General features: G+C 36.0%; 31 protein-coding genes and 1 pseudogene. 19 read left to right on the plus strand and 13 right to left on the minus strand.

Translation table 11 applies throughout. The features are described 5' to 3' along the window. The first annotated feature begins 1 nt into the window (after window position 1). From ACQKOF_RS18490 to ACQKOF_RS18505, 4 genes are all read left to right on the plus strand, one after another. Window positions 2-922, plus strand: coding sequence for an ATP-binding cassette domain-containing protein (locus ACQKOF_RS18490; RefSeq protein WP_427560125.1), 921 nt, complete (start codon window positions 2-4; stop codon window positions 920-922). Beyond that, window positions 919-1,791, plus strand: coding sequence for an ABC transporter permease (locus ACQKOF_RS18495; RefSeq protein ID WP_427560128.1), 873 nt, complete (start codon window positions 919-921; stop codon window positions 1,789-1,791). The genes ACQKOF_RS18490 and ACQKOF_RS18495 overlap by 4 nt, the downstream gene beginning before the upstream one ends. Window positions 1,792-2,170: 379 nt before the next feature. After that, complete coding sequence (locus tag ACQKOF_RS18500) at window positions 2,171-2,371, plus strand: hypothetical protein (protein WP_427560130.1); 201 nt, start codon at window positions 2,171-2,173, stop codon at window positions 2,369-2,371. 272 nt (window positions 2,372-2,643) lie between these two features. Then, entirely contained in the window at window positions 2,644-2,931 is a 288-nt protein-coding gene (locus ACQKOF_RS18505; RefSeq protein WP_323651375.1) for a hypothetical protein, read from the plus strand. 138 nt (window positions 2,932-3,069) lie between these two features. Here ACQKOF_RS18505 and ACQKOF_RS18510 read toward each other — a convergent pair whose 3' ends face one another. The 3 genes from ACQKOF_RS18510 to fdhF are packed head-to-tail and all read right to left on the minus strand — an operon-like array spanning window position 3,070 to window position 7,547. Continuing rightward, complete coding sequence (locus tag ACQKOF_RS18510) at window positions 3,070-4,116, minus strand: Mrp/NBP35 family ATP-binding protein (RefSeq protein WP_427560133.1); 1,047 nt, start codon at window positions 4,114-4,116, stop codon at window positions 3,070-3,072. Between the two features lie 16 nt (window positions 4,117-4,132). Continuing rightward, a complete protein-coding gene (locus ACQKOF_RS18515; protein ID WP_427560136.1) occupies window positions 4,133-4,609 on the minus strand; it encodes a DUF1641 domain-containing protein in 477 nt (158 codons plus the stop codon). A 4-nt stretch (window positions 4,610-4,613) separates the two neighbouring features. Further along, on the minus strand, window positions 4,614-7,547 hold the full coding sequence (gene fdhF / locus ACQKOF_RS18520; RefSeq protein ID WP_427560139.1) for a formate dehydrogenase subunit alpha: 2,934 nt from the start codon (window positions 7,545-7,547) through the stop codon (window positions 4,614-4,616). A 619-nt stretch (window positions 7,548-8,166) separates the two neighbouring features. Between fdhF and ACQKOF_RS18525 the strand changes: the two genes are divergently transcribed. Genes ACQKOF_RS18525 through moaA form a run of 3 tightly spaced genes read left to right on the plus strand, consistent with a single transcriptional unit; the run spans window position 8,167 to window position 10,365 of the window. Continuing rightward, window positions 8,167-8,514 (plus strand): DUF2294 domain-containing protein, encoded by a 348-nt coding sequence (locus tag ACQKOF_RS18525; protein WP_427560141.1) that lies wholly within the window; start codon window positions 8,167-8,169, stop codon window positions 8,512-8,514. Window positions 8,515-8,526: 12 nt separating this feature from the next. Further along, complete coding sequence (gene fdhD / locus ACQKOF_RS18530) at window positions 8,527-9,324, plus strand: formate dehydrogenase accessory sulfurtransferase FdhD (RefSeq protein WP_427560143.1); 798 nt, start codon at window positions 8,527-8,529, stop codon at window positions 9,322-9,324. 18 nt (window positions 9,325-9,342) lie between these two features. Then, complete coding sequence (gene moaA, locus ACQKOF_RS18535) at window positions 9,343-10,365, plus strand: GTP 3',8-cyclase MoaA (RefSeq protein ID WP_427560264.1); 1,023 nt, start codon at window positions 9,343-9,345, stop codon at window positions 10,363-10,365. Window positions 10,366-10,677: 312 nt separating this feature from the next. Here the strand turns inward: moaA and moaC are convergent, their stop codons facing one another. From moaC to ACQKOF_RS18550, 3 genes are read right to left on the minus strand one after another with little or no spacing between them, the layout of a single operon-like run. Next, window positions 10,678-11,160 (minus strand): cyclic pyranopterin monophosphate synthase MoaC, encoded by a 483-nt coding sequence (moaC, locus tag ACQKOF_RS18540; protein ID WP_427560146.1) that lies wholly within the window; start codon window positions 11,158-11,160, stop codon window positions 10,678-10,680. Beyond that, window positions 11,153-11,743, minus strand: a complete 591-nt coding sequence (gene mobA / locus ACQKOF_RS18545; protein WP_427560149.1) for a molybdenum cofactor guanylyltransferase — start codon at window positions 11,741-11,743, stop codon at window positions 11,153-11,155. Before mobA ends, moaC begins: the two co-directional genes overlap by 8 nt. Beyond that, window positions 11,740-12,234, minus strand: coding sequence for a MogA/MoaB family molybdenum cofactor biosynthesis protein (locus tag ACQKOF_RS18550; protein WP_400722309.1), 495 nt, complete (start codon window positions 12,232-12,234; stop codon window positions 11,740-11,742). The genes mobA and ACQKOF_RS18550 overlap by 4 nt, the downstream gene beginning before the upstream one ends. A gap of 121 nt (window positions 12,235-12,355) precedes the next feature. Between ACQKOF_RS18550 and ACQKOF_RS18555 the strand changes: the two genes are divergently transcribed. Genes ACQKOF_RS18555 through moaD form a run of 5 tightly spaced genes read left to right on the plus strand, consistent with a single transcriptional unit; the run spans window position 12,356 to window position 15,866 of the window. Continuing rightward, complete coding sequence (locus ACQKOF_RS18555) at window positions 12,356-13,372, plus strand: thiazole biosynthesis adenylyltransferase ThiF (protein WP_427560153.1); 1,017 nt, start codon at window positions 12,356-12,358, stop codon at window positions 13,370-13,372. Between the two features lie 14 nt (window positions 13,373-13,386). Beyond that, window positions 13,387-14,679 carry a molybdopterin molybdotransferase MoeA gene (locus tag ACQKOF_RS18560; protein WP_427560156.1) on the plus strand — a complete coding sequence of 431 codons (1,293 nt, stop codon included), beginning with the start codon at window positions 13,387-13,389 and terminating at the stop codon, window positions 14,677-14,679. Continuing rightward, window positions 14,646-15,164 carry a molybdopterin-guanine dinucleotide biosynthesis protein B gene (mobB, locus tag ACQKOF_RS18565; RefSeq protein WP_427560158.1) on the plus strand — a complete coding sequence of 173 codons (519 nt, stop codon included), beginning with the start codon at window positions 14,646-14,648 and terminating at the stop codon, window positions 15,162-15,164. Before ACQKOF_RS18560 ends, mobB begins: the two co-directional genes overlap by 34 nt. Beyond that, window positions 15,161-15,640 carry a molybdenum cofactor biosynthesis protein MoaE gene (locus tag ACQKOF_RS18570; RefSeq protein WP_427560160.1) on the plus strand — a complete coding sequence of 160 codons (480 nt, stop codon included), beginning with the start codon at window positions 15,161-15,163 and terminating at the stop codon, window positions 15,638-15,640. Before mobB ends, ACQKOF_RS18570 begins: the two co-directional genes overlap by 4 nt. Further along, window positions 15,633-15,866, plus strand: coding sequence for a molybdopterin converting factor subunit 1 (gene moaD / locus ACQKOF_RS18575; protein ID WP_427560163.1), 234 nt, complete (start codon window positions 15,633-15,635; stop codon window positions 15,864-15,866). The genes ACQKOF_RS18570 and moaD overlap by 8 nt, the downstream gene beginning before the upstream one ends. Before the next feature lie 91 nt (window positions 15,867-15,957). On the opposite strand, the gene modB is transcribed toward moaD, so the two are convergent. Then, window positions 15,958-16,614 carry a molybdate ABC transporter permease subunit gene (gene modB / locus ACQKOF_RS18580; RefSeq protein WP_427560165.1) on the minus strand — a complete coding sequence of 219 codons (657 nt, stop codon included), beginning with the start codon at window positions 16,612-16,614 and terminating at the stop codon, window positions 15,958-15,960. A 3-nt stretch (window positions 16,615-16,617) separates the two neighbouring features. After that, a complete protein-coding gene (modA, locus tag ACQKOF_RS18585) occupies window positions 16,618-17,403 on the minus strand; it encodes a molybdate ABC transporter substrate-binding protein (protein ID WP_427560167.1) in 786 nt (261 codons plus the stop codon). Between the two features lie 472 nt (window positions 17,404-17,875). Here modA and ACQKOF_RS18590 point away from each other — a divergent pair, with 472 nt between their 5' ends. Continuing rightward, window positions 17,876-18,799: a substrate-binding domain-containing protein gene (locus ACQKOF_RS18590; RefSeq protein WP_427560169.1), complete on the plus strand. Its 924-nt coding sequence runs from the start codon at window positions 17,876-17,878 to the stop codon at window positions 18,797-18,799. Between the two features lie 165 nt (window positions 18,800-18,964). On the opposite strand, the gene ACQKOF_RS18595 is transcribed toward ACQKOF_RS18590, so the two are convergent. Both ACQKOF_RS18595 and ACQKOF_RS18600 read right to left on the minus strand, forming a co-directional pair. After that, window positions 18,965-19,195: a TOBE domain-containing protein gene (locus ACQKOF_RS18595; protein ID WP_427560171.1), complete on the minus strand. Its 231-nt coding sequence runs from the start codon at window positions 19,193-19,195 to the stop codon at window positions 18,965-18,967. Window positions 19,196-19,510: 315 nt separating this feature from the next. Beyond that, a pseudogene (locus tag ACQKOF_RS18600) lies at window positions 19,511-19,942 on the minus strand (ATP-binding cassette domain-containing protein). Window positions 19,943-20,237: 295 nt separating this feature from the next. On the opposite strand from ACQKOF_RS18600, the gene ACQKOF_RS18605 reads away from it, so the two are divergent. Then, window positions 20,238-20,438, plus strand: a complete 201-nt coding sequence (locus ACQKOF_RS18605; protein ID WP_053484870.1) for a cold-shock protein — start codon at window positions 20,238-20,240, stop codon at window positions 20,436-20,438. Between the two features lie 263 nt (window positions 20,439-20,701). Further along, window positions 20,702-21,040 carry a hypothetical protein gene (locus tag ACQKOF_RS18610; protein ID WP_427560174.1) on the plus strand — a complete coding sequence of 113 codons (339 nt, stop codon included), beginning with the start codon at window positions 20,702-20,704 and terminating at the stop codon, window positions 21,038-21,040. A gap of 107 nt (window positions 21,041-21,147) precedes the next feature. Here ACQKOF_RS18610 and ACQKOF_RS18615 read toward each other — a convergent pair whose 3' ends face one another. Together ACQKOF_RS18615 and ACQKOF_RS18620 are read right to left on the minus strand one after the other, a co-directional pair. Next, on the minus strand, window positions 21,148-22,524 hold the full coding sequence (locus tag ACQKOF_RS18615; RefSeq protein ID WP_427560177.1) for an MATE family efflux transporter: 1,377 nt from the start codon (window positions 22,522-22,524) through the stop codon (window positions 21,148-21,150). Between the two features lie 19 nt (window positions 22,525-22,543). Beyond that, window positions 22,544-23,023: a DUF6530 family protein gene (locus ACQKOF_RS18620; protein WP_427560180.1), complete on the minus strand. Its 480-nt coding sequence runs from the start codon at window positions 23,021-23,023 to the stop codon at window positions 22,544-22,546. A 408-nt stretch (window positions 23,024-23,431) separates the two neighbouring features. Between ACQKOF_RS18620 and ACQKOF_RS18625 the strand changes: the two genes are divergently transcribed. The 4 genes from ACQKOF_RS18625 to ACQKOF_RS18640 all read left to right on the plus strand — a co-directional run bounded on the left by ACQKOF_RS18625 (window position 23,432) and on the right by ACQKOF_RS18640 (window position 25,222). Beyond that, complete coding sequence (locus tag ACQKOF_RS18625) at window positions 23,432-23,590, plus strand: hypothetical protein (protein ID WP_427560183.1); 159 nt, start codon at window positions 23,432-23,434, stop codon at window positions 23,588-23,590. Then, a complete protein-coding gene (locus ACQKOF_RS18630) occupies window positions 23,577-23,810 on the plus strand; it encodes a hypothetical protein (protein WP_427560186.1) in 234 nt (77 codons plus the stop codon). The genes ACQKOF_RS18625 and ACQKOF_RS18630 overlap by 14 nt, the downstream gene beginning before the upstream one ends. 43 nt (window positions 23,811-23,853) lie before the next feature. Continuing rightward, a complete protein-coding gene (locus ACQKOF_RS18635) occupies window positions 23,854-24,396 on the plus strand; it encodes a TlpA family protein disulfide reductase (protein ID WP_427560189.1) in 543 nt (180 codons plus the stop codon). Between the two features lie 100 nt (window positions 24,397-24,496). Next, entirely contained in the window at window positions 24,497-25,222 is a 726-nt protein-coding gene (locus tag ACQKOF_RS18640; protein WP_427560192.1) for a metallophosphoesterase family protein, read from the plus strand. Between the two features lie 68 nt (window positions 25,223-25,290). Here ACQKOF_RS18640 and ACQKOF_RS18645 read toward each other — a convergent pair whose 3' ends face one another. Continuing rightward, entirely contained in the window at window positions 25,291-25,593 is a 303-nt protein-coding gene (locus ACQKOF_RS18645; RefSeq protein ID WP_370041678.1) for a hypothetical protein, read from the minus strand. Between the last annotated feature and the right edge of the window lie 199 nt (window positions 25,594-25,792).

The raw sequence follows: 25,792 nt of genomic DNA on the forward strand, positions 1-25,792 counted from the left end.
AATGGAATTTGTAATTGACGTGAATAATTTAAGTAAGAAATACGGTTCACATGAAGCAGTGAAGGGAATATCGTTTGAGGTAAAGAAGGGTGCATTATTTGCATTTTTAGGGACAAATGGTGCTGGAAAATCTACATCTATTGAAATGTTGTGTACATTGTTGGAAAAAACTTCAGGAGATGTAAAAATTAATGGCGTAACTCTAGGTAGTCGAACAAATAATTATTTAATTCGAAAAGCAATTGGGGTTGTTTTTCAGCAAAGCATTCTGGACACACGTCTAACAGTTGAAGAGAATATCTTACATCGAGGTAACATATATAAATTGACAAAAAAAGAATTACAAGAAAACTGGGGATTTGTAAATCGCTATTTACATTTAGAAGATATTGCGAAGAAAAAATATGGGACATTATCTGGCGGTCAAAAGCGACGTGCTGATATTGCAAGAGCAATTATTCATAAACCAACTATTTTATTTTTAGATGAACCCACAACAGGCCTTGATCCACAAACACGCGTCTTTGTTTGGGATGCAATTAAAAAGCTACAAGAAGAAACGAATATGACGATTTTTTTGACTACTCATTATATGGAAGAAGCTGCTGTAGCAGATGAAATAGTAGTGATGAAGGAAGGGAAAATCGTGTCTAAAGGTACACCAAATACATTAAAAGAGCAATATACATACGATGAATTATTTGTCTTTTTTAATAACGGTGTAGATGGTTCATCATTACTAACGCAAAACAATCTTAATTTTGAAGAGAAAAATGGTGAGTACCGCGTGCGTGTTCAATCTACAATTCATGCACTTGATATTTTGAAAGAAATTCAGACTTTTATCAGCTCATTTGAAGTAAAGAAAGGTTCGATGGACGATGTATTTATTCGTATCAATGAGGAGGTGCCACTGACATGAACACAATGTTGAATTTAGTTAATAGGCATAATAAAGTATTTCGACGTGATCGTATGCTTGTGTTTTTTTCAATCTTATCAGTGATTATTGTGATCATGCTGTATGCGATTTTTATTCAAAAAACACAAGTAGATGCTATTGAACAATTAGTACCAGCATCGGATCAATTGAAAACTATGGTTAATGAATGGATGGTTGCAGGCCTACTCTCCATTATTGCTGTAACTACGACGTTAGCAGCTCTAGGCATTTATATAAAGGACTTAGAGACAAAAGTAATGGCTGATTTTTTAACAACTCCTAATGCACGTGCAAAAATTCAATTAAGCTATGTCATCAATTCCTTGCTTATTGGTTTTGTTTTATCGCTAATTGGGTTAATTGCATGTCAATTATTTATTGTGTTTATGGGCGGATCCTGGTTTTCGTTAGAAAAAATAGTTCAACTCATTGGGATTATTGTACTTGCAGTTACACTAAGTAGTGTTTTTAACCTATTTCTTACTCTGTTAGTCTCAACACAAAATGCTTTTTCAACCTTAAATACAGTTGTAGGTACCGCTATTGGTTTTTTATGCGGAGTGTATGTGCCACTAGGCGCAGTACCTGATTTTGTACAAAAAATAATCATGGTATTCCCGATTAGTCATACTACGGTTTTGTTTAGAGAAGCTTTGATGCGTGATTCTCTTGATAAAGTTTTTGAAGGAGCACCTGAAGCTGGAAATACTTATGAAATTCAGTTTGGTGTTCATTATGAATGGAACGATATGATTTTTTCTCAAATGCATAGTGTAATTTATATTATTGCTTCTATTATTGTTTTTACGCTTATCTCATTATGGCTATATGGCAGAAAAAACAAATAAAGATTTACTCAACTTTCGCACACTAAAATATCAAGGCATTGCTTTGAAACTTGGTTAGGACGACCAACTAGCAGCAAATTCGTTCATAAAAAGAACCAAGTTAGAACCAATTGAAAAGTGCTTTAAATCCTTTGTTATCAAGGATTTGAGGCACTTTTCTTTTTTCATGTTGTTCATTCTTAATGTGGACAGATCAACTTCTTTGAAAAATGTATTTTGTTGCACTTAGCCTCTATTGCGTTATTCACATGCAATTAATGATGTTCTCACTAAACCATTTTTTAATATTATTCATCCTCCATAAAGATTCCTTTGTAAATTAGAATAATTCATATAAAAAATGGAAATGAATATATGTAAAAAGTTGGGGTTGATAGTTATGGAATTTGATAAAGAGAAAGAAGTTTACTGCTACAGCTGTCGTAAAAAAACTGTATTTACACGTAAAGATATGCATAATAAAAGTGGGGTAGATAGTCACTGTAGTGAATGTTCAGGTATTTGGTTTGAATGGCAAAATCGAGCCGTAGAGAGAGAAATGGAAAAGTGGATTGAATATAATAAAGGGCTCGTAAATTAGCAGAATCAAAGATATCAGCTGAATATAAAACAATTTCAAATGCTAAATACGTCAAAATATATATTTATTTCAAGAGTTATATTTTAAGTAAGGGAGTAATCATGTGAAAATTCATTCATCTAAGGATTTAGCTCAATTAAATGATAGTATGAAAATAACTGTTATTGATTTTATTTTTACCAATCCAAATGTCTCAGAATCGAGAAAAAGCTTATAAAAAGAGTTATAATATAATAGGAAGAAACTCAAAATATAGAGAGCTGGATTTTAAAATGAATGAACAATTAGTAGATTGGATTACACGTTTTCAAAAGGAGAAAGATATAGAGGCCCTCGCAAACTTAAAAGACTATTGCTACTATATGATTGAACCTTTAATTGAGGAATTTACGGAGAAATATGGTGAAGATGCTGGGGAGTTATTACGGTTAAAATGGGATAAGCGTTTTTATTTTATTTTTACAAAGTATCAATTAAATGTTGGGCTGCCTTTAGATACTTTCGTTAAAAATACATACCGCTTTTATTTTATGCAAGTTTTAAAAAAGGCTGGCTATTAAATAGTAGGGGAGTGTTTCAAATTTGAACATTGCTCCATAAAAAAATCCTTGTCTCGTATAAAAACGAGACAAGGATTTTAGCGTTTTATCATGCTCTTAGGCGGATGAAGAAAACCACCTACTGATGAAAGTTTCACTTTATTGATACATCATATCTTCTGCAAGGTGGGTAAATACCTCACCGATAATGGAATCTTCGTCATAAACGGAAGAACCTGTATTTTCCTCAGGTTGCGCAAATGGAATTTGAGCGATGATACTTGTCTGAAGCTCATCTGCTAATTTTTCTGCACCACCTTGACCAAATAAATAGTTCTTTTCACCATTTGAGTTTTCAAAGTAAGCCATATTTTCAATAACACCAAGAATCGTGTGGTTCGTATGTTGAGCCATCAGACCTGCACGAGAAGCAACATGAGAAGCTGCAAGATGTGGTGTTGTTACAATAATTTCATGTGCTTGTGGAATCATTGCTGCCATATCAATGGCTACATCTCCTGTACCAGGTGGTAAATCTATAAGGAGATAATCTAATTCATCCCAATGTGTATTGACAAGGAAATTACGAATCCATTTGTTGAGCATTGGGCCACGCCACATGACAGGTTGGTTTTCGTTTGTGAAAAAACCCATCGACATAATTTTTACACCATGACTTATTACTGGAATCGCTGTTTGGTCAAGCATTGTTGGTTTTTGATGAACCTTCATCATGGCAGGAATACTGAATCCATATATGTCGGCGTCTAAAATACCTACACGTTTTCCAAGACGGGCAAGAGCTACTGCTAAGTTAATCGTCACGGTAGATTTACCGACGCCCCCTTTACCACTAGTAACTGCAATAAATTTGACACCAGAATCGGGTAGAAGCATTTTAGGCATACCTTTATCCGTAACTTTTTCTGATTTTAAAGAAGCTGTTAAACTACGACGTTCGTCATCTGTCATAGAACCAAATGTAATGGAGACTTTTGATGCACCGATCGCTTTCAACGCTTCTTCAACATCTTGTTGGATTTTAGCTTTTAAAGGACATCCTTGAATAGTCAATATAATATCAAGTGAAATATCCGTACCGTTGACTTGAATATTGCGTACCATATTCAAGTCAACGATGCTTTTATGAAGCTCTGGATCATCGATTTTCTGCAAAGTTTTTAAAATGTGTTCGTTCGTTAGCATATCAGAAACCACCTTCCTATTTTAGGCCTTTGCCAAGCCCTTTTAAGAAGTGAACGCCAAAGTTTACAGCACGATTAACATCAGGATCGTTTAACATTTTGAACAACTTAAAAGCACTAACTTTTTCATCAGATTCAACAGCTTTGTTCGCTTCATCTAAGCCAGTATTTAAGCCCTCAATAAGCTTTGTTGTTGTTTCGGGATTCAATTCGGTTAATGCTCCCGCAACACCCATTAAGTTGTTGATGATATTCGTCACAGGCTTACGCGTTAATTGACCAAGAGCAATATGTGCAACATCTTCTTTTGCTTCAAGTAGTTTCGTAGCTGCTTCTAGCGCTCCAATATCATTTAATTCTGCCATGATCGTAAAGACCTGATTAACCATTTCTTCATTCTTAGAAAGAAGTTGCTTTAAATTGTCTAACTTTTCTTCCTTTAGTTGTTCTTCTGTTATTTGCGCTTTTTTAATTGTCGTAATTGGTGCAGCCATGAAATCACTCCCTTTCGTTAGTTGTTAAGTGAACGTAACCAGGACGATTCCATTTACGTTGTACCTCAACACCATTTTGTGGATGACGTTTTTTATAACGCGGGTTTGTTCTAGGAAGTGGCGATTTTCCTTTTTGCTTCAATACTTCTACGCGTACTTTTGTTTGTTTGTACGCCGGTGTCGATGTATTGATGTCTGCAGCCGGGCCAGTTAAGAAATTAATCGCTGAATCTTTGCTAACAGAGTTCATTGGTAAGAATAGTTCATTTCCTTGTACGCGGTCTGTCACTAGGGCATTTAATTTTAATGCACCCTGAGGAGACACTAAACGAAGAAGAGCTCCATCTTCAATGCCACGTTCTTTTGCTAGTTCTGGTGATACTTCAACAAAAATTTCAGGTACTTTCGATTGAATACCTTTTGATTTATTTGTCATATTACCTTCGTGGAAGTGTTCAAGCATACGACCGTTGTTAATATGGCAATCATATTGCGCTTCATATTCAACCGGTCTGATCCAATCATTTAAAGCAAAACGAGCTTTTTTGTCAGGGAAGTTAAAGCCATCCTCATATAGTAAAGGTGTGTCTTTACCATCATGGCTACCCCAACAGAAGCTACCCCAATTTTCTAATACATCATAGTTCGCTTGCGAGAAGAATGGAGCAAGACTAGCCATTTCAGCAAAGATTTCACTTGGGTGACTGTAATTCCAGTCAGCACCTAGGCGACGTGCTACTAATTGAAGAATTTCCCAATCGGCTTTTGATTCACCAAGTGTTGGTAATACTTGATATAGTCGTTGTACACGACGCTCTGTATTCGTGAAAGTACCTTCTTTTTCAAGAGAAGGTGCTGCTGGTAAAATAACATCCGCATATTGTGCTGTACGTGAAAGGAAGCAATCTTGTACAACAAAGAAGTCTAATTGTGAAAGTACTTTATCTACATGGTTAGCATCGCAATCTACAAGTGCCATATCTTCCCCAACTAAATACATTGCTTTCATTTTACCTTCCATGATCGCATCTAACATTGCCATATTCGTACGACCTGGTTCAGGTTTGATTTTCACACCATATGCTTCTTCAAATTTCTTACGTGCTTCGTCGTCTATTACTTTTTGATTACCTGGTAATAGATTTGGTAGTGTACCCATATCACAAGCACCTTGAACATTGTTGTGACCACGAAGAGGGTAGGCACCTGCACCTGGACGACGATAGTTACCAGTAGCTAGAAGTAGGTTAGAAATTGCAGCTGATGTATATGAGCCACCTGTATTTTGTGTAACACCCATACCCCAAAGTACACATGTACCGTCAGCATCACGAATCATTTCAGCAACATTTATCAATGTTTCTTTTGAAATGCCCGTTTCTTTTTCTGCATATTCTAGTGTGTATGTTTCAAGTACATCTTTAAAATCATCAAAGAAGTGCACGTTCTCTTTAATGAAGGCTTCATCATGCCAACCTTGATCGATCATATATTTTGTAACGGCCATTAACCATACTTGGTCTGTTCCTTGTTTTGGGCGCATGAAAATATCAGAACGCTCAGCCATTTCATGTTTACGAACGTCGGCAACAATTAATTTTTGACCGTATAACTTATGGGCACGTTTTACACGAGTAGCTAAAACAGGGTGACCTTCTGCAGGGTTTGCCCCAACAATAATAACAAGGCCAGCTTTTGCGATATCTTTGATCGTTCCAGCGTCGCCACCTATACCAACTGTGCGTAGTAGGCCATCTGTAGCTGGCGATTGACAATAGCGTGAGCAGTTATCAACGTCGTTTGTTTCGAATAATTGACGTGCCATTTTTTGAATTAAGTAGTTTTCTTCGTTTGTAATTTTTGAAGAAGAAATAAAGCCGACAGAACCAGAGCCATATTCTTTTTGAATACCACCTAGTTTAGTAGCAATTAAGTCAAGAGCTTCATCCCATGAAGATTCAACAAATGCATCATTTTTACGAATTAATGGTTTTGTAATTCGTTCTTCAGAGTTGATGAAGTCCCAACCGAATTTTCCTTTTACACAAGTAGAAATAGCATTTACAGGACCATCAGAAGGTTGCACTTTTAAAATTTTGCGGTCTTTTGTCCAAACTTCGAACGAACAACCTACTCCACAGAAAGTACAAACTGTTTTTGTTTTCTTCGTACGTTTACTACGCATAGCAGCTTCGACTTCAGAAACAGCAAAGATACCGCTATACCCTGGTTCGACTTCCTTAATTAAACTAATCATCGGATCTAATGTTTCTTGTTTAAGTCCAGTCATAAAACCAGCTTCACCAAGCATTGATTTTTCCATTAAGGCATTACATGGACAAACGGTAACACATTGTCCACAGCCTACACATGAAGAATCGTTAATGGCAACGCCTTCATCCCAAATTACTTTTGGTCTTTCGGCTTCCCAGTCAAGAGATAATGTTTCATTAACTTGTAGGTTTTGACAAACCTCTACACATTGTCCACATGCGATACATTGGTTTGGATCATATCGATAAAACGGGTGCGACATGTCTACTTCGTGTGGTTCGACTTTTGGTTGATAAGGATATTTTTGATGTTCGATTTCCATTAATTCTGCTGTGTTGTGTAATGTACAATTTCCGTTGTTATTATCACAAACTGTGCAGTACAGTAAATGATTTTCTAGTAGACGATCCATCGCTTCTGTTTGTGCAGCTTTCGCTTTTTCAGAAGTAAGTTGGATATCCATGCCGTTTACTGCTTTTGTTGAACAAGAGCGTACTAATTGTCCATTCACTTCAACAATACATGTATCACAAGTTTCGATAGGATCAACAGATGGTACATGACAAATTTGTGGATGGTCGATGCCATGTTGATTAATGGTATCAAGTATTGTAGCTCCCTCTGCTACATCATACGATAGGCCATTAATTTTAATTGTAGTCAAGGTATTTTCCTCCCTTTGCTCTTTGAGACTAATTTGACAACAGGTTAATACTTAGGATAAATCGGGAAAAGAGTTACGAGTTTTTTTATTTTGATTGTCTTGTTATTTTTAAAAAATTGTCTTGTTATAATGTCATTTCCCAATTTGTCCAATTTCTACACCAACATAGATGAAGAAACATTTATTATTTGTTGTCGATGTTGATATTGCTCAAAAATAAAAAAATCCACCATGAAAAGGCATGTATTATCATGCTATTTATTCATGGTGGATAAAATTCTTAACAGGCCTTGCTAAAAATTCAATCAACTTTTATTTTTTATTCAATATAACTATAGAATGTAAATATTAAAACCACTATGCCAATAGTTCAAATTTATTTATATGAAACCATGACATAAGAATCAAAATACTTTCATTCCATATGTAATACCAATTATTATAGCCTTTTCAGCCAGAATCGACAATAATTATTATAAAAATTATTAATTGAGAATAATTATCATTGAACATTTTCTCTTTAATTTTTATTTAAGTTGCTATATTATTAACAAACTGTAAGGGTGACCCCCATGAACATAGGATAAATAAGATTAATTACGTTGGGAGAATCGTTAAAATGTCAAAAAAAGTGCATGAATTCAACGACATTATTCGAAAACTACGCAAAGATATATTTGGAAAAGGACCAGAGCGTATTCATACTGTTTTCGTAGAGAACATGGCTGTGTCAACTTTATATGGTAATATCACACCGACAGAAAAATTTATTGCGAGTACGCCTGAAGGGTTAAAAATGGTTCATGCTGCACGTACAAGTATGATTCAAGATTTGTATACTAAATCACCTCCAGAAGGCATGGAAGAATTGATGGGCACTAAGTTACTCCATTTATTTTCAGATATCAAAATTGAAGAAGATTTTGCTATTTCTGTCTTTGTTTTTGAAGATAATATTAGTGAATAAAGGGGATGCCATATGGAACGCGCAGTAGCTAGAGAAATAATACGTGTTGAAGGTAATCAAATCAAAAAAATAGAAGATACTGTTGTCACAGAATATGCGGTCACAGTGAAGATTAATGAGCAAGAATTCGTGACGATGGTTTGCACACCAGAGTATGTAGAAGATATGGTTATTGGATACTTGGCTTCTGAACGAATTATTCGCGATTACGAAGATATTGAAGCCATTTGGCACCAAGAAAAAGAAGGTTTTGTGCATGTTAAAACAAAACGTGTGAATCCTTACTTTCAACAAATTCAAAATAAACGTTACATTACTTCTTGTTGTGGCATGAGCCGCCAAGGGTTTGTTTTTGCTAATGATGCATTAGTAGCTAAAAAAATGGAAGGCATTCATGTGCGTATTACAACAGATGATTGTTTTCGTTTAATGCGCGATATGCAAGATTTGGCCGAAACATTCAAGCAAACTGGTGGTGTTCATAATGCAGCGTTATGTGATGCGAATGGTGTTTTATTAAGTAGAATGGATATTGGACGCCATAATGCCTTAGATAAAATCTATGGTCATTGCCTAAAAAACAAAATTAGCATTCAGGACAAAATTATCGTATTTAGCGGAAGGATTTCATCTGAAATTTTACTTAAAGTATCGAAAATTGGCTGTGAAATTGTGCTGTCCAAATCGGCTCCAACAGAATTAGCATTGCAATTGGCAGAGCAACTCGGTATTACGACGGTAGGCTTTATTCGTCAAAATACACTTAATATTTATACACACAAAGAACGTATTCACTTACCTAGAAATTGATCAAAATGAAAGGAAGAGATTAAAATTACTAGTCTACAAGACCAACTACACAGACCATTAAGAGACTTAAGGATATCCGTGACAGACCGTTGTAATTTTCGTTGTCAATATTGCATGCCTGCAGAAGTATTTGGTCCAGATTATGCTTTTTTACCGTCCGATAAAATATTGAGTTTTGAAGAAATCGAACGATTAGTAAAGATTTTCGTTTCATTAGGTGTGAAAAAAGTACGCATTACTGGTGGTGAGCCTTTACTACGTCGTGATCTGCCGACATTAATTGAACGTATACATCGCATAAATGGAGTAGAAGATATTGCCTTAACGACCAATGGCACATTGTTGAAAAAATATGCCAATGAATTGGCGAGAGCAGGTTTATCACGAGTAGCCGTTAGCCTAGATTCTCTAAATGAAGAACGTTTTTTCGAGATGAATGGCCATCGAGGAAAAGTGAAAACGGTATTAGAAGGTATAGAAAAAGCGGCAGAAGCGGGTTTACAAGTGAAGATCAATATGGTCGTTCAAAAAGGAAAAAATGAGCAAGATATCATTTCAATGGCAGAGTATTTTAAAGAGAAACAGCATATTCTGCGCTTTATTGAATATATGGATGTCGGTAATTCGAATGGTTGGCGACTGGATGAGGTTGTGTCGAAGAAACAAATCATAGACCAGGTCAACCAATTTTCCCCTTTGCATCCTGTTGACCCTAATTATAAAGGGGAAGTGGCTACACGATATCAATATGAGGATGCTCAGGGTGAAATTGGCGTAATATCATCTGTAACAGATTCTTTCTGCTCCACTTGTTCGCGTGCTCGTATTTCGGCAGAAGGCACATTATATACGTGTTTATTTGCAACAGAGGGAACGAATCTACGAGAATTGTTAAGGTCGGGGGAAGATGATGAAACGATCATCCAATGCATTTCGAATGTTTGGGAAAAAAGAAAAGATCGTTATTCCGATGAACGAAATGAACAAACAATGGAAAAAAGGAAAAACTCAAAAATTGAAATGTCCCATATCGGTGGGTAGACGAAATAGAGTGGTATTAGTTGCTGGTGACTTTTGTTAAAAGACAGAAAAAAATCGGCAAAATAATGCCGGATTTTTATCTTCATTCAGCAGAAAACTACTGCCCTAGAAGGTGTGATATGGATGCGTATGAGGTTTCTTTTCAGTGGGTGTCCAAGTACCTGTACCTGTCGCTACGCTTTCGGTACAAAAGACACCTGCTGAATGAAGATAAAGCCTCCGGCGGATGTCACGGATTTTCAAAGGAATGAATTGTGCTAGCACAATTCAAAATCCTGACGCAATTACGCCAAGGCGAAATTGATTTGATGTTTATTTATGCACAAAGTCGCCACTTTTTCCGCCCGTTTTTTGAACGAGGTATGTTTCTTTAATCACCATAGATTTGTCGATGGCTTTACACATATCATAAAAAGTCAGTGCAGCAATAGATACAGCAGTTAGTGCTTCCATTTCGACACCTGTTTTACCATTACATTTTACTGTAGCTTGAATGTGTAGTTCGTAACCATCCTCTGCTTTTGTATATTCAAATTGAAGATCTGTTCCTTGTAACATAATCGGATGGCACATAGGGATAATATCAGCAGTTTTTTTAGCACCCATAATCCCAGCAATTTGTGCCACTTGCGTAGGGTCGCCTTTTTTTATGCCTCCCTGTTGGATGGCTTGATAGACTTCATCAGATAACGTGATTGTACTACGAGCGATTGCTGTACGATTTGTGATCGTTTTATCTGAAATGTCGACCATTTTGGGACGACCTTCTTCATTCCAGTGTGTAAAATTACTCATTATTAGACTTCCTTTCAAATGTTTGTAGCCAATCTTGTTGGGAATTGATATTGATAAATGTGGAGCTGTCCTCTTCAAATGGGACATAACATACTTGAAGCTGCTCTAACAAGACTTTCATACTTCTTTTGTTTTGTTGGACTAACTGCTGTGCTTTTGGTAAAGTACTGCGTCGATATAAAGCAGCAAGAGGTTGTATTCTTGAAGCTTGTTTAGGAACAATCGCATCATAATGACCATCGATAAATGTGAGCATAGTTTGGACAAATTCTGCATTAATAAAAGGCATATCACTCGCTATGACGAAAAACCACTCTACTTCTGGAAAATTTGTCATTATATTATGCAAGGCAAACAAAGGTCCTTGATGAGGCTGTTTTTCAATGATCCAGTGGACATTTTCTTCTACAAACTTTGATTGCAAGCTAGCATTCGTAGCAATAATTAAAGGCTGTAGTTGATTTTTTTGTAAGGCTATGAGACTGTGCTTATATAAAGGCAGACCAGCAAATAATTCAAACATTTTCGGTTGACCATACCGTGAAGATTGACCGCCAGCTAAGACAACACCAGCCATTTTCATATGCGATTCAACTCACCGACAAAATGTTGCACAGTAGGAAGAATCAGCTTTGTCATGGCAAGTGTCACGGCGTTAGTGGAACCTGGTAGTACATAGATAGCCGTTTTATCGCGACTACCCGCTGTTGCACGACTAAACATGGCTTTTGGACCGATTTCTTCATAGCTTAGTGTTCGAAATAATTCACCAAATCCCATCATTTCTTTTTCGAAAAGAGGGAGAAGCGTGTCGTAAGTTTGGTCTCTCGGTGTAAATCCTGTTCCTCCTGTTACGATAATGGTATTAATGGTTTGATCATCGCACCATTTTCGTACATGGTTTGAGATTTCAAGCGGTTCATCTTTTGACATTTGGTAGTCTACTAATTCAAATGAAGCTTCTTGAAGTAATGATTGAATACGCTGGCCACCACGATCATCCGACTTCGTGCGTGTGTCACTCACTGTTAAAATGGCAGCTCGTATAGGAAGTTCACTATGTGTGGGATGCAAGGTAAAAGACCCCCCTTTTATAGAGTTGATTTTTGTTTTTGCTGAAAAACATTGCTTTTATTATAAAGCTATATATTAAAAGGTCAAACTAAAATTCATAGAAAGAAAGGCAAAAACGTTTATGCATAATAGATATTCTAGACAACAATTATTCAGTCCAATCGGTGAAAATGGGCAGCTACTACTAAAACAAAAGCATGTCCTAATTATAGGAGTTGGTGCTTTAGGTAGTGCTAGCGCAGAGGCTCTTGTAAGGGCAGGCGTCGGAAAGTTGACGATTATTGATCGTGATTATGTAGAGTGGAGTAACTTACAAAGACAACAACTATATACCGAACAAGATGCACAAGAAAAAGTCCCTAAAGTAATCGCTGCAAAAAAACGACTACAAAGCATTAACGCAGAGGTAGAAATCAACGAATATATTTTTGATGCGTGTACAGAGCAAATAATTCCACTGCTTGCAGATGTAGATATTATGGTGGATGCAACGGATAATTTTGATATTCGCTTTATGATGAACGATCTTGCACAAAAATATCAAATCCCTTGGGTTTATGGTTCTTGTGTTGGGAGTTATGGCGCTACTTATACGATTGTGCCAGGGAAATCACCTTGTTTACATTGTTTGCTAGCAGCGATACCCAATACAGGGATGACGTGCGATACAGTAGGAATTATAAGTCCTACTGTTCAAATCGTCGCAGCTTATCAAGTAGCTGAGGTATTAAAGTTTTTAGTAGGTGATGAAGAAGCATTACGCAAAAGTTATTTAACTTTCGATGTTTGGCAAAATCAACACTATGAAATAAACGTAGAAAAAATTCGCAATCATGATTGTCCATCCTGTGGCAAAAATCCAAGCTATCCGTATTTATCATATGAAAATCAAACAAAGTTAAATGTATTATGTGGTCGCGATGCTATTCAAATACGTCCAGCAAAACCGATTCATTATAATTTTGATCAGCTCGCTGTACAACTTAGTCCCTATGGTGATATTCAACAAAATCCCTATTTACTGTCTTGCCAAGCGGAAGATTATCGACTAGTGATTTTCCAAGATGGACGAGTTGTCATTCACGGTGTACAAGATATTCAAAAGGCTAAAACCATTTATTATCGTTTATTCGGATAAAGGAGTGTTCTAGAATGTTAGAAAAAAGAAAACCAATTGCTGTTGGGGAAGCTGTTCAACGTGTCATGGAGTTTGCATTCCAAGAAAAAATAGAGGTCGTTCCACTACAACAAGCACATGGACGTTTTTTAGCAGAAGATGTTGCTGCTGACCAAGATGTACCAGCTTTTGATCGTTCACCTTATGATGGCTATGCTATTCGCTCGGTCGATAGTCAAGAGGCATGTTCAGACAATCCAGTAACCTTTAAGGTGGTGGGGGAAATTGGAGCGGGCTATGTATATGAGAGAGAAGTAGGTAATCAAGAAGCGGTGCGCATTATGACAGGAGCTCCTATCCCAAACGGATGTGATGCAGTCGTGATGTTAGAATTAACGCACACATTTGAAGAAGACAATCAATCGTATATGTCGATTAAACGCTCTTATGAAGCAGGAACAAATATATCCTATAAGGGTGAGGACGTTCAAAAAGGCGCAATTCTTATAGAAAAAGGACAATACATCAATCCAGGCGTGGTCGCATTACTTGCTACTTTTGGTTATGATCAAGTCCCTGTTTTTCGAAAACCAATCGTAGGCATTATTGCAACAGGAAGTGAATTACTAGAACCAAGTGATGCTTTGCAGCCAGGAAAAATTCGTAATAGTAATGCCTATATGATAATGGCTCAAATTGAACGTGCTGGGGCAACCGTCAAATATTTTGGTAAGTTTAGCGATGATCTAAATTTATGTATTCAAGCTGTTGAAAAAGCTCTTCAGGAAGTAGACATTTTGATTACAACAGGAGGAGTATCAGTAGGTGATTATGATTACTTACCTGCCATTTATGAAGCCATTGACGCACAAGTGCTTTTTAATAAAGTTGCAATGCGACCAGGCAGTGTAACAACTGTTGCGGCTCGAAACGGTCAATTATTATTTGGGCTTTCAGGTAATCCATCAGCTTGCTATGTTGGTTTTGAACTATTTACACGACCTATTATTCGAACGGCATTTGGCAATAAGCAACCACATCTACGCAGAGAGCAGGCTGTTTTAGGTGCGGACTTTAAAAAACCGAATCCGTTTACTCGTTTTGTGCGTGCGAATGCTTCTTACAAAAACGGTCAATTAGTTGCAGCTCCCTCTGGTTTTGATAAATCTAGTGCGGTTTCTTCCTTAGCAGAAGCCAATTCTTTTATTGTATTACCAGGTGGGTCACGCGGATACGAAAAAGGAATGCAAGTAGTTGTCTTATTGTTAGAAGATTCGCAGGGAAGTGAGTGGCCATGGGACAGCATCGAAAAATCTTACAAATTGTAGGCTATCAAAATAGTGGCAAGACGACGTTAATGGAACAACTCATTACACAAGCCACCACAGAAGGCTTTCGTGTAGGAACAATCAAACATCATGGACATGGTGGTATCCCTACGATAGAAAGTTCAAAAGATAGTGTTCGTCATGAGAAGGCTGGCGCAAGTGTGACAGCAGTTGAGGGAGAAGGTACTTTGCGCATGAGTATTCACCAAAGTAACTGGCAGCTTGCTGATATACTAGCTATTTATGAAACATTTAATATGGATATCACTTTCATTGAAGGCTATAAAAATGAAGACTATCCGAAGGTTGTTCTTTTGCGACAGGCGGAAGATCAATCTTTGTTACAAACAGTAAGTAATATCGTCTGTGTTCTTTATTGGCCCACATATCCACTAAATAAACCATTAGATTATCCAACTTTTTCAATTCAAGAAAAAGCACAATATATGGAAGTTCTTATGCAGGAAATGAGGAGAAAATCATGACTACATCGTTGTTTGAAATCATTGATAAACCAATTGATGTTGAAGAAGTTAGACAAAAAATAACAGATCGAAATGCTGGTGCAATCACTGTTTTCATCGGAACAGTACGTGAAATGACGAAAGGCAAGAAAACACTACATTTGGAATATCAGGCCTATCCATCTATGGCTATTAAAATGTTTGAACAAATATCTAAAGAAATACAAGAGCGATGGCCAGAAGCGAAAGTAGCTATTACACATCGTGTTGGCCATTTAGAAATTTCGGATATTGCCGTAGTAATTGCGGTTTCATCACCACATCGTAAAATAGCCTATGAAGCTAATGAATTTGCTATCGACCGTATTAAACAAATTGTACCTATTTGGAAAAAAGAGTATTGGGAAGATGGGACCGAATGGATTGGTGATCAATTAGAAAATGTCCCTTATCCAAAAGGAAATCCATCAATGTGTGAGGAGGAATCTTGTGATTAACATATTACTATTTGCTCACTTACAAGAAATAATCGGTGAGTCAAAATTATATGTAGACCTGTCAGACCGTACAGTTGGACAAATTAAAGAATGGATGGAAATGCAATATTCACAAGTTAATTTACAACATGTCATGACAGCAGTAAATGAGGAATTTGCAATAGATGCAACGGTTGTAAAAGAAGGGGATACAATCGCCTTTATTCCACCTATTAGTGGTGGGTGAAAAGAAAAGATGTACCGACTACATCTTTTATTATATTGATTTTGAAAAAGCCCGTCAGTAGGGGGGAGAAAAACCCTACTAGTTAAGCACTTTATGCCTTTATGAGATGAACGCTCAAAAGCATAAGGAAGGAAATACCTATCATACAAATCACCCATGACCAAGCTAGTGACATGTTACCAGAACCAATCGCCATATAAATAGCAAGTGGCGTAGTTTGCGTTTTGCCCGGAAGGTTTCCAGCAAACATTAAGGTTGCGCCAAATTCACCTAAAGCTCGTGTGAAACTTAAAATTCCACCGGAGACAATTGATTTTAATGCGAGAGGGATAGAAATAAAGAAAAAGACTTGCCATCCATTAGCACCATCAACACGTGCAGCGTTCTCAATGTCCACATCAACAGATTCAAAGCCAGTTCTTGCTGATTGATACATTAAAGGAAATGCAACAACAGTAGAGGCAATGACTGCCGCCCACCATGTGAACATAACGGGTTGGTTAAAAAGCCATGTAATCAAGTTACCTAGCACACTGTTTTTGCCGAAAATAATAATTAGAAGAAATCCTACTACAGTAGGAGGTAATACTAATGGTAAAAGTAACACTGTTTCTAGAAATAATTTTCCTTTGAAATTGCGTTTTGCCATCCATTTACCAAAAAGAATGCCTGTTACTATCACTATTATTCCTGACACAAGCGCTATCTCGATAGAAAGTTTAAGAGGTGACCAGAAATCCGTACTCATCTATTAATGAGTTCCTTGAAAACCGTATTTTTTAAATACTTTCATCGCTTGCTCACTTTGTAAATAGTGATAAAAATCTTCCGCTTCTTTTGTATGCTTACTATCTTTGATAACACCTACAGGATAAATAATAGGTGTATGTGTATCTTCTTTAGCTGTAGCAACGACATCGACTTTTTCTGATACAAGGGCATCTGTTTTATAAACCAACCCTGCATCAACATTTTCAGTTTCTGTATAAGTAAGAACTTGTCGTACGTCTTTTGTATAGACTACTTTTGATTCTACATTTTCCCAAAGGTTCATGTTTTTTAATGTTTCTATACCGTACTTGCCAGCAGGAACCGTTTCAGGTGTACCAACAGCAATCTTATCAACTTTCGTTAAGTCTTCAAATGATTGAATATGTTTTTCATTTTTCTTAGGAACGATTAATACTAATTCGTTCGCTAAAAGATCCGTTCCTTGCTTTTTATCGATTAAACCTTTTTGTACTAATTCATCAAACTTATCTTCTGCTGCTGAAAAGAAAAGATCAACAGGAGCACCTTCTAAAATTTGTTGTTGTAAAGCACCAGAGCCACTAAAGTTAAATGTGATTTTAATATTATCGTGTTCATTTTCATAGGTTTTTTGAAGTTCTTCTAATGAATCTTGTAAACTAGCTGCTGCGGAAATCGTTAGTTCAACAGGCTCGTTTGTTTTGTTGTTGCTCTCTTGACTACCACAACCTGCCAAAATGACGACCAGTAGTAACAATGAAGCTATTAAACTATAATACTTTTTCACTTTGATTATACTCCTTTTATAACTCGTTATAACAAGACATAACTAATTATAATTAGTTATGTCTAAAAAAGAAATACCAAATCGCTAGAAACTTTCAAGATGTTAAAAATATGGTTCACCACCAAAAGTTGTGGATGACTTTTGTTAACCGTATACTATGTAAATAAGTTGATTGGAGTGGAGGCTGGGCGACTCCTTGGGGATTAGCGTCACAGATGAGACCCTGGAGCGAGCAAGTAGGGGAACAAAGGCTAAGGGCATCACGTCCTGTGATAACGCCTTCGTGACCAACATCATGTTGGCCCAAGCGGCTCATCGGACGCCCCCAGGAAGCTTTGCTCTGTGCGAAAGCGAAGCGTCAGCAACAAAGCGCCCAGTCGGAACGGAAATCAACCACACGTTTTGGTGATGCCAAAAATATTATAATTACGTTACTATAGAATCAATAGAAGCAGAAGGGGAGATTTTTTACATGTCACATGAACATTCCTATACGATTGAAGAGGTGGCCCAATTATTAAAGGTTTCAAAATTAACGATCTACGATTTAGTGAAAAAGGGAGATTTACCTATTTTTCGTGTAGGCCGACAAATGCGTGTGGATAAAACCGATTTACAATTATATATACAAAAGAGCAAGACAGGAGCAACTCCTGCTGCATCTACTACCTCGACTACTCCTTCGACAAAAAATAAAAAAATTATTATTAGCGGACAAGATTTAGCCTTAGACTTATTAGGGAAATTTATAGAGAAAAAACAATCAAATAAAGTATTGCGCTCACATGAAGGTAGCTTTAATGGTGTCATGGCGCTATATAGTGGGGAATGTGATATTGCTAGTTTACATTTGTACGATGGTGATACAGGGGAATATAATACCCCTTATTTGAAAAAGATTTTTGTAAGTCACTCTTATATTCTTCTCAATCTGATTTCACGCCGAGCAGGCTTTTACGTTCAAAAAGGAAATCCATTGCGAATTCAATCAATGGATGATTTTAAGACCAAATCACTAAAATTGATGAACCGTGAAAAAGGTTCAGGTGCTCGTACTTTTCTTGATGAACAATTACGTATTCATCACATCTCTCCATCCTCAATTGAAGGGTATAACGATGAAGAAATGAGCCATATAGACGTAGCTTCTGCTGTTGCCAATGGGAATGCAGACATTGGAATAGGCATTGAAAAAATATCAAAACTCATGGAGGTTGACTTTATACCACTTATTAGAGAACGTTATGATATTGTCCTATTAAAAACACCTGAAAATCAATTGCTGGTTAAAGCGGTAAAAGAGATTTTAAATTCACCAGATTTCCAATCAGAAGTAGTTGCACTAGGAGATTATGACGTCACTCAAATGGGACAAGTTATATATGAAACACTTTAACTTCTTTCAACAAAAGTGCTCAGTCGGAACGGAAATCAACCTCTCGTTTTGCTGAAGAGCCATACTTTATTTAGAAGGGGCCTTAATTTTATTGACAAAAAGTTTTTCAACTACATAAAAAATACTTGCCCAAAAAGGCAAGTATTTTTTACTTTGATCGAAAAGTTATAATAATACTTCCGTTTCCGTATCAAAAAATAATAGATGTTGAGGCTGGAGAGAAAGTATTTCTCCGATTTTAAAGGCATGTTGGCCACTCCATTTTATAGTCCATGTTTGATCTGCCAATTGGACAATGATATGCGTTTCATGTCCTAGCTGTTCAATATTTAATATAGGAAGATGCAAAACGTCTCCATTTTGGAGATGTTCTGGACGAACGCAGACTGTTAACATCGGTTGGAAGTTTCATTTTAAATTGATTTTCAATAATGAGCGTAGAATCTTCTAGAAACTGCAGTTGCCATGTTTATAATAGGAGAGCCTATAAAACTTGCAACAAATAGATTTCTAGGTTGATTATACAATTCTAGAGGTGTTCCAATTTGCTGAATACATCCATTATGTAAAAACCATTATCCGATCACCCATGGTCTTCGCTTCTGTTTGATCGTGGGCTACATAAATAGTTGTTAAGCCCAATTTTTTTTGTAGTTGTTTGATTTCTGTCCGCATTTGTGTTCGTAATTGTGCATCTAAATTGGATAAAGGCTAGTCCATTAGGCATAGCGGAGATTGGCTTACAATAGCACGTGCAAGAGCAACGCGCTGACGTTGACCTCCAGATAAAGCTTTGGGTTATCGATGTAAATAATCAGTTAGCTTGAGCAATTCAACACTTTCTTGCAAACGTTTCTGCTGCGCTTGCTTATGGACGCCCTTTCTTTTTAAACCAAATAAGATATTTTGTTCCACTGTTAGCTGAGGGGGTAGTGCATAATTTTGGAAAATCGTTGATAGATTTCGTTCTTGAGGGGAAGCCATTTCTAATGTTTTTCCATTCATTTGTATTGTGCCACTCGTCATTTTATCCAAACCAGCAATAAGGCGCAGAAGTGTACTTTTACCTGACCCAGACGGACCTACTAATACAAAGAATTCGCTAAAATTAATGGCAACGAAACCACAATAGATGTTTGTCAAAAACTAAATTTACTAACGGGGTGCGTGGATCTAAAAAGATTATCGAGCCTCGTTAGTTGAACTTATTTAGTGCCGGAACAGGTTAGTAAGAAAACTGTTTATTTAATAAATCATCTTTAGTACTAGACAAATGTGTTTTTTTTGTATATAGTAAATGTAATAAAATCGTTTTCAAGAGAACAATAAATTCACATATTACAAAGAGTAATCGTGTTTTATTTGATGCTTTTTGTAATATGTGGATTTTCTTTTGGTAATATGATTTTAATTAATACAATTAATGGAGGTCATTCAAATGACACAAGGTACAGTAAAATGGTTTAACTCAGAAAAAGGTTTTGGTTTCATCGAAGTAGAAGGCGGAAATGACGTATTTGCTCACTTCTCAGCTATCCAAGGTGATGGTTTCAAAACTCTTGAAGAAGGTCAAAAAGTTGAATTCTCAGTAGAAGAAGGCCAACGTGGACCTCAAGCTACAAACATCGTAAAACTTTAATTTTAATGATGTAACCATAAAAAAGGCATCCTTTCATTAGGATGCCTTTTTTTTATGCGAAAAAAGAAGTGTTGTAATGAAAAAATGGATTGGCGCAACAATTGACAATGACCTATCTGGTATTATGGTAAAAATAATTGGATAGAACGGTGAAATAAAATTTTAAAAAATGAATTGGTTAAAAAGTATAAAATTGGAACTTGATTTTAATTCAATCGTATACAGAGTAAGAAGCATAAACTTTGAAGAGTAGGGGGATTTATATGAGCAGGAAAAATTTAATAATTATGATAGTAGCATTTATTGTGGAAGTTTTAGTTACGTATTTTATTGCTTCATTTTTCTCCGTAAGATTTATTGAGGTAATGTTTTTCACTGGTATAGCTTTTGCTGGGGGCACTTTTTACTTTTCAAGTAGTGGTGGAGCCATGTCTAGGGTATTTACTTCTCAAGTTAGTGGGCAAACAGGCATAATTCAGAAAAGAGAGCAGTTCACTTATAAAATTGGTCCGATATTTATTACTTCAGTTATATTCTTTTTAATTGGATTAGTATTCTTTCTCCTACTGGTTTGGGGAATAATTCCGCCTAATGAAGCTTAAATCCTGATTTATCAATGCTATCGGGTGTTCTACTTACCCTAAACCCTATAAAATTGCTGTAGACAAAGCTACGCATGCGGCTTTGTCTACAGGCTCTATCATAAAGATTAATCGCTCAGCATTGCTTTTAATGTTCGTTTTTGCCAGCCTAACTTGAAGTATGCGTATTGTAATACAAAATGCACACAGAAGGCAGCAGGGTAAGCTATCCAAACGCCATTTAGCTCGAATGTAGTGTAATGCGATAAAATAAACGCCAATGGAACCTCGACTACCCAAATTGCGATGACTAAGAAAATTGTAGGCCATAAGACAACACCTGTAGCACGCATTGTAGCCGAAACGGTTTGTGTATGGCCAAAAATTAAATAGCTCCAAAATGCGATATATAAATAATCCTTGGCAATAAGTACCGTATCCTGTTTATCAATAAAGAAAGATAAAATAGGCTCTGCAAATAAATACATTATTAAAATGATCGCGCCGCCTAAAATATAGTTAACGAGCACACCGAATTGACGAATTTTTTTAATCATATCCGTAGAGTTTGCCCCTAAAGCCTGCGCCACAAATACAGATGTCGCAATAGAAATGCTCATCGCTGGCACTTGTGCATAGCTAGCGACCTGATTGACAACACCGTAAGCGGCAGTAGCATCGGAGCCGTAAACATTAACGAAGCCAATTACAGCAATTTCAGCTACAGAGATCGCAACCATACTAATGCTCGCCGGAATGGCTAACTTTAATAATGAAGCTAAAATATCCTTCTTTAATTTAAAATGCTGTAATATCGATTTGTCTAAGCGCAAAATATGCTTTGTTTTATGCAGGTAGGCAAATAATAATAACATCGTCACTAGATTGGATAAAACAGAGGCATAAGCAGCGCCGTTTAAGCCAAACTTTGGCAGACCAAGCCAACCAAAAACTAATGGTGGTAGGAATGCGATATTTAAAATAACGCTTATGACTAAAAATAAAAAAGGTGTTTTAGAGTCACCCACACCACGCATAAAGGTTGTGTACACCAAATACCAGAACATAATCGGTAGTGTAAAAAATAAAATTTTAGCATAGCTAATACTCATATCTAAAATATTTGCGGGTGTTTGCATAAAGCGTAAAATCCACTCAATGAAAAAGCCACCAAAAATCGCAACGACAATCGATAAAATCGTCGTAAAGGCTAATGTTACCCCTACAACCTCCTTCATCTTCTCGTGATTGCCAGCCCCATACGTTTGCCCTACTAAAATCGAGCTACCTGAGCCAATTCCAATAGCAAATGCCATTAAAAAGAAGAAGAAAGGGAAAAATGCTGAAATCGCTGCTAGCGCATCGACACCTAAATTGCGCCCAACGATAAACATGCCAAAGACTTGCCCTAGTGATTGCAGCACATTCGCTAGCATAACAGGGATTAAAAAGTTAAAAAAAGCTTTCTGCAGTTTTTTATCATCATGTAAAATTTGTTGGTCCATTTTTATACCCTCTTGAGTTTTAATAACCCATCTCCTTTAAAATATGTGATAGCGTGCGCAGGCGTTCGCCAATTAGCTCACCATCCGCACTTAATGCTTGATTAAAGAGCTGAATATCCTCTTTAATTTGTTCATTTTCCGTACATATTTCCACTGTCATTGCATCCCCCTGTAAGCCAACACGTTTAATAACAGGGTTTTCTTCATCATATAAATGATCGTAGCGATAAGCTTCCTTAAAATAAAGCTGAGACTCACAAACTAAAATAGCGAGATCAAGCACGCGATGAAGCGGTAGTTCCTCCGATTGACGTGACCATTTACCACCTGTATGACGCCAAACTTTAGCAGAAATATCAACCTTGCCCCTGTCATTCCATTGAGCTAGGCCAAGTGAAAGCCCCTGTGCATCTGTATGATAAGCAGTACGTCCATCAATATCGGCATAATTTTCAGCAACAATAACAGGTTTATGCTTTAAATGTGTAGGTATTTTCATCAATTACAACCCCTTTGTTATTCGAATTTTAGTAATTTAGTAAATTACTGCATTAGTAAATATAACATTGGACAAATTCGAGAGTCAACTTTTATGTGGAAAATTTTTAAATCATATGGATCGCGCATAAACAAACTTGTTATAAAGGGAAAACGTCTAGATAATCTTCGTAATATCAATATGAGAATCACTACTGATTTGTTCGAAAGGATTTTTGTAGCCAAAAAATGTGATCTTGCAAGACTGCAATGGATATAAAAGGGGATAGCTAAATACGATTTATAGAGAGTAGACCGAATAAATAAAATTGGTTAAAATGGTAATTAGCTTATATAATGGAAAAAAAAATTGCAAAAAAAGAGCAGTATTCATTGAATGCCGAAAAAACTAATGAAAGAGGGCAATAGAATGAGGATCCGATTTACAAATAATAATTACATAAATACGATTAAAAAAGATGAATTAAATAGACTATCTCCAGATTTATTTTTAGATAAAAATAAACAGGCAAAAGCGAAATATGAAATTAAAAGAGAAGGTGGTTATATTCGTCATGTATGTAACTAAATTAGATGGGGAAAGAGTAATGATTAAAGAAACTAGATTACCAAAGGGACAAGATACAGATCAAAGCACAGGAGAGATGTTAGATGTTCTGAGAGACAACCTATTAAACCAATTTACTAAAACTTTAGATCATCAAACATCTGATGAATTATTAAAAACAGGAGTAGCAGGTCAGAAAGCCAAAGAAAAATTAATGTTAGCTTATCAAAATTCGATATAAATACGTTTAGATATTTAAAAAGGGGTAATTTAGGTGATCATTTATGCAGTTTAAAAAGCGTTTTGGTTTATATTTCTCAGCTTTGTTAGTCGTATTACTTATAGGAATTATTTTTAAAAATGTATTCATAAAAGAAGCAACAGTTAATCCGATAGTAGAAAATGAAGATGGAACAAAACAGCTTGTTTTTGATGCAAAGCTAACTCGATTAGACGAATCATCAACACTATTTAAAGAATACAATGGAAAGGTCCTAATCGTTAACTTTTGGGCATCTTGGTGCGGGCCTTGTCAAGAAGAGGCTTCTGAATTAAGAAATTTTTATAACAATAAATCTGAAAATGTTGAGCTGTTAGCGATCAATGCAACTTCTAAAGATAGTATTGAAAATGCCATGAAATTTCAAGAGTCATACAATTTGAATTTCCCTATATTTCTTGATTTAGATGGTACACTTCAAAAATCATTTGGAATATTGGCTTATCCAACTACTTTTATATTTGATACTAAAGGTATATTGAAATACACGATAGAAGGACAGGTTAATCAAGAAGAATTAAATAAATATATTGATAAACTCTACTAATCTGTATCTGTTCCAGGCATTTATGGTCCAGCTTAAGAGGAGTGGTCAAATTTCGGTGTAGAAGCTCCAGAAATGTAAAACTAATTAAGGTGAGGATATAGTGAAAATAGCTGTTATATCAGATATTCATGGAAATAAAGATGCATTAAGAGCAGTGTTAGAGGATATAAAATATAGAAGTATCGATAAAGTTTATAATTTAGGCGATACTCTTTACGGACCGTTATTCCCATTAGAAACATATGAAATGATAAAGAGTACAGATATTAAAAGTGTAAGTGGAAATTGTGATCGTATATTATTACAGTCTTCATCGGAAAGTCCGACCGTTCAATATGTATTAGACATGCTCACGGAAGAACATAAAAGCTGGCTATGTAATCTTCCATTTTCGATTCAGACAGATGATTTTTACTTTTGTCATGCTTCACCTGAAAATGATGAGCTGTATATGTTGAATGAAATTACTCCAAATGGTGTTACTTTAAAACAGGCAGAGGAAATAATGAATTTAGTAAAAGATATTCCTCAAAATATTATTTTTTGTGGTCACTCCCATTTACCAACGATTGTTAATTTACCTAACAACAAAATCATTATTAACCCGGGCAGTGTCGGTTTGCCGGCTTATGAAGAAGTCGAACCGTTTTATTATAAGATTGAATCAGGCACGCCATTTGCGAACTATACAGTTGTAGAAAAACGGAATGGTGAATGGATTATTGAGCAGTTGAGCATCCCTTATGATACTACGGAAGTTATTAAACGAAGCGAAGATCAAAATAGATCTGATTGGGCCAGAGCATTAACATGTGGAAGAGTTTAAGGTGGTATTTTTTAAGGTTAAAAGGACTTGTTGATATATCATAAAAACAAGTCCTTTATTCTATCATCTTATATACTGTCGTGAGCTTTGTCTTTCATTGTAATTATCTTTAGTAGGTTCTTCTTTTGGATAAATAAAATAACTAAGGCTTGTACTGTCATTGCTAAGACAAGCAGAATGAAGTGCGAATTGTGGTACAAAATTATCGAAAGAAAATAAAATATTGGTGCAGACGATAAGTACGAAATATATTGGTTTTTAGTTACTAAATAAATAATAGTTGAAATACAAGTTGTCACTAAAAGAAGTTCGAGTAAAATCCCGATTGAAGCACTATCAATATAATATTGTAAATCGTTTATATAGGACATATTAAAAAGATCCTCCTATTTAATAAAATTATTTAACTGAATTGTAACGCATTAACAAATTTGGTGTATAGGTGATATTTAATAATCCTGAAGATGTTTTAAAGTTGCAACTTGCTAGATATTTAAAGGGAATGGTTTATTAATATTATTGTCGACCGTATAAAGATATAGATTGAAAAAAAAGGCTCATCACCAAAAG

This window comes from Lysinibacillus sp. NPDC093190, from assembly GCF_050280425.1.
In the GTDB taxonomy this organism is placed as follows: Bacteria; Bacillota; Bacilli; order Bacillales_A; family Planococcaceae; genus Lysinibacillus.

Bases quoted from the DNA above. Each gene is read 5' to 3' on its own strand.
- ACQKOF_RS18570 (WP_427560160.1), top strand. From the start codon at position 15,161: ATGACTACATCGTTGTTTGAAATCATTGATAAACCAATTGATGTTGAA.
- modB (WP_427560165.1), bottom strand. From the start codon at position 16,614: ATGAGTACGGATTTCTGGTCACCTCTTAAACTTTCTATCGAGATAGCG.
- ACQKOF_RS18490 (WP_427560125.1), top strand. From the start codon at position 2: ATGGAATTTGTAATTGACGTGAATAATTTAAGTAAGAAATACGGTTCA.
- ACQKOF_RS18495 (WP_427560128.1), top strand. From the start codon at position 919: ATGAACACAATGTTGAATTTAGTTAATAGGCATAATAAAGTATTTCGA.
- ACQKOF_RS18555 (WP_427560153.1), top strand. From the start codon at position 12,356: ATGCATAATAGATATTCTAGACAACAATTATTCAGTCCAATCGGTGAA.
- ACQKOF_RS18590 (WP_427560169.1), top strand. From the start codon at position 17,876: ATGTCACATGAACATTCCTATACGATTGAAGAGGTGGCCCAATTATTA.
- ACQKOF_RS18560 (WP_427560156.1), top strand. From the start codon at position 13,387: ATGTTAGAAAAAAGAAAACCAATTGCTGTTGGGGAAGCTGTTCAACGT.
- ACQKOF_RS18505 (WP_323651375.1), top strand. From the start codon at position 2,644: ATGAATGAACAATTAGTAGATTGGATTACACGTTTTCAAAAGGAGAAA.
- moaC (WP_427560146.1), bottom strand. From the start codon at position 11,160: ATGAGTAATTTTACACACTGGAATGAAGAAGGTCGTCCCAAAATGGTC.
- ACQKOF_RS18510 (WP_427560133.1), bottom strand. From the start codon at position 4,116: ATGCTAACGAACGAACACATTTTAAAAACTTTGCAGAAAATCGATGAT.
- ACQKOF_RS18645 (WP_370041678.1), bottom strand. From the start codon at position 25,593: ATGTCCTATATAAACGATTTACAATATTATATTGATAGTGCTTCAATC.
- ACQKOF_RS18500 (WP_427560130.1), top strand. From the start codon at position 2,171: ATGGAATTTGATAAAGAGAAAGAAGTTTACTGCTACAGCTGTCGTAAA.
- ACQKOF_RS18615 (WP_427560177.1), bottom strand. From the start codon at position 22,524: ATGGACCAACAAATTTTACATGATGATAAAAAACTGCAGAAAGCTTTT.
- ACQKOF_RS18635 (WP_427560189.1), top strand. From the start codon at position 23,854: ATGCAGTTTAAAAAGCGTTTTGGTTTATATTTCTCAGCTTTGTTAGTC.
- ACQKOF_RS18630 (WP_427560186.1), top strand. From the start codon at position 23,577: ATGTATGTAACTAAATTAGATGGGGAAAGAGTAATGATTAAAGAAACT.
- ACQKOF_RS18625 (WP_427560183.1), top strand. From the start codon at position 23,432: ATGAGGATCCGATTTACAAATAATAATTACATAAATACGATTAAAAAA.
- fdhD (WP_427560143.1), top strand. From the start codon at position 8,527: ATGGAACGCGCAGTAGCTAGAGAAATAATACGTGTTGAAGGTAATCAA.
- ACQKOF_RS18525 (WP_427560141.1), top strand. From the start codon at position 8,167: ATGTCAAAAAAAGTGCATGAATTCAACGACATTATTCGAAAACTACGC.
- ACQKOF_RS18620 (WP_427560180.1), bottom strand. From the start codon at position 23,023: ATGAAAATACCTACACATTTAAAGCATAAACCTGTTATTGTTGCTGAA.
- ACQKOF_RS18610 (WP_427560174.1), top strand. From the start codon at position 20,702: ATGAGCAGGAAAAATTTAATAATTATGATAGTAGCATTTATTGTGGAA.
- ACQKOF_RS18595 (WP_427560171.1), bottom strand. From the start codon at position 19,195: ATGTTAACAGTCTGCGTTCGTCCAGAACATCTCCAAAATGGAGACGTT.
- ACQKOF_RS18605 (WP_053484870.1), top strand. From the start codon at position 20,238: ATGACACAAGGTACAGTAAAATGGTTTAACTCAGAAAAAGGTTTTGGT.
- mobA (WP_427560149.1), bottom strand. From the start codon at position 11,743: ATGAAAATGGCTGGTGTTGTCTTAGCTGGCGGTCAATCTTCACGGTAT.
- ACQKOF_RS18515 (WP_427560136.1), bottom strand. From the start codon at position 4,609: ATGGCTGCACCAATTACGACAATTAAAAAAGCGCAAATAACAGAAGAA.
- mobB (WP_427560158.1), top strand. From the start codon at position 14,646: ATGGGACAGCATCGAAAAATCTTACAAATTGTAGGCTATCAAAATAGT.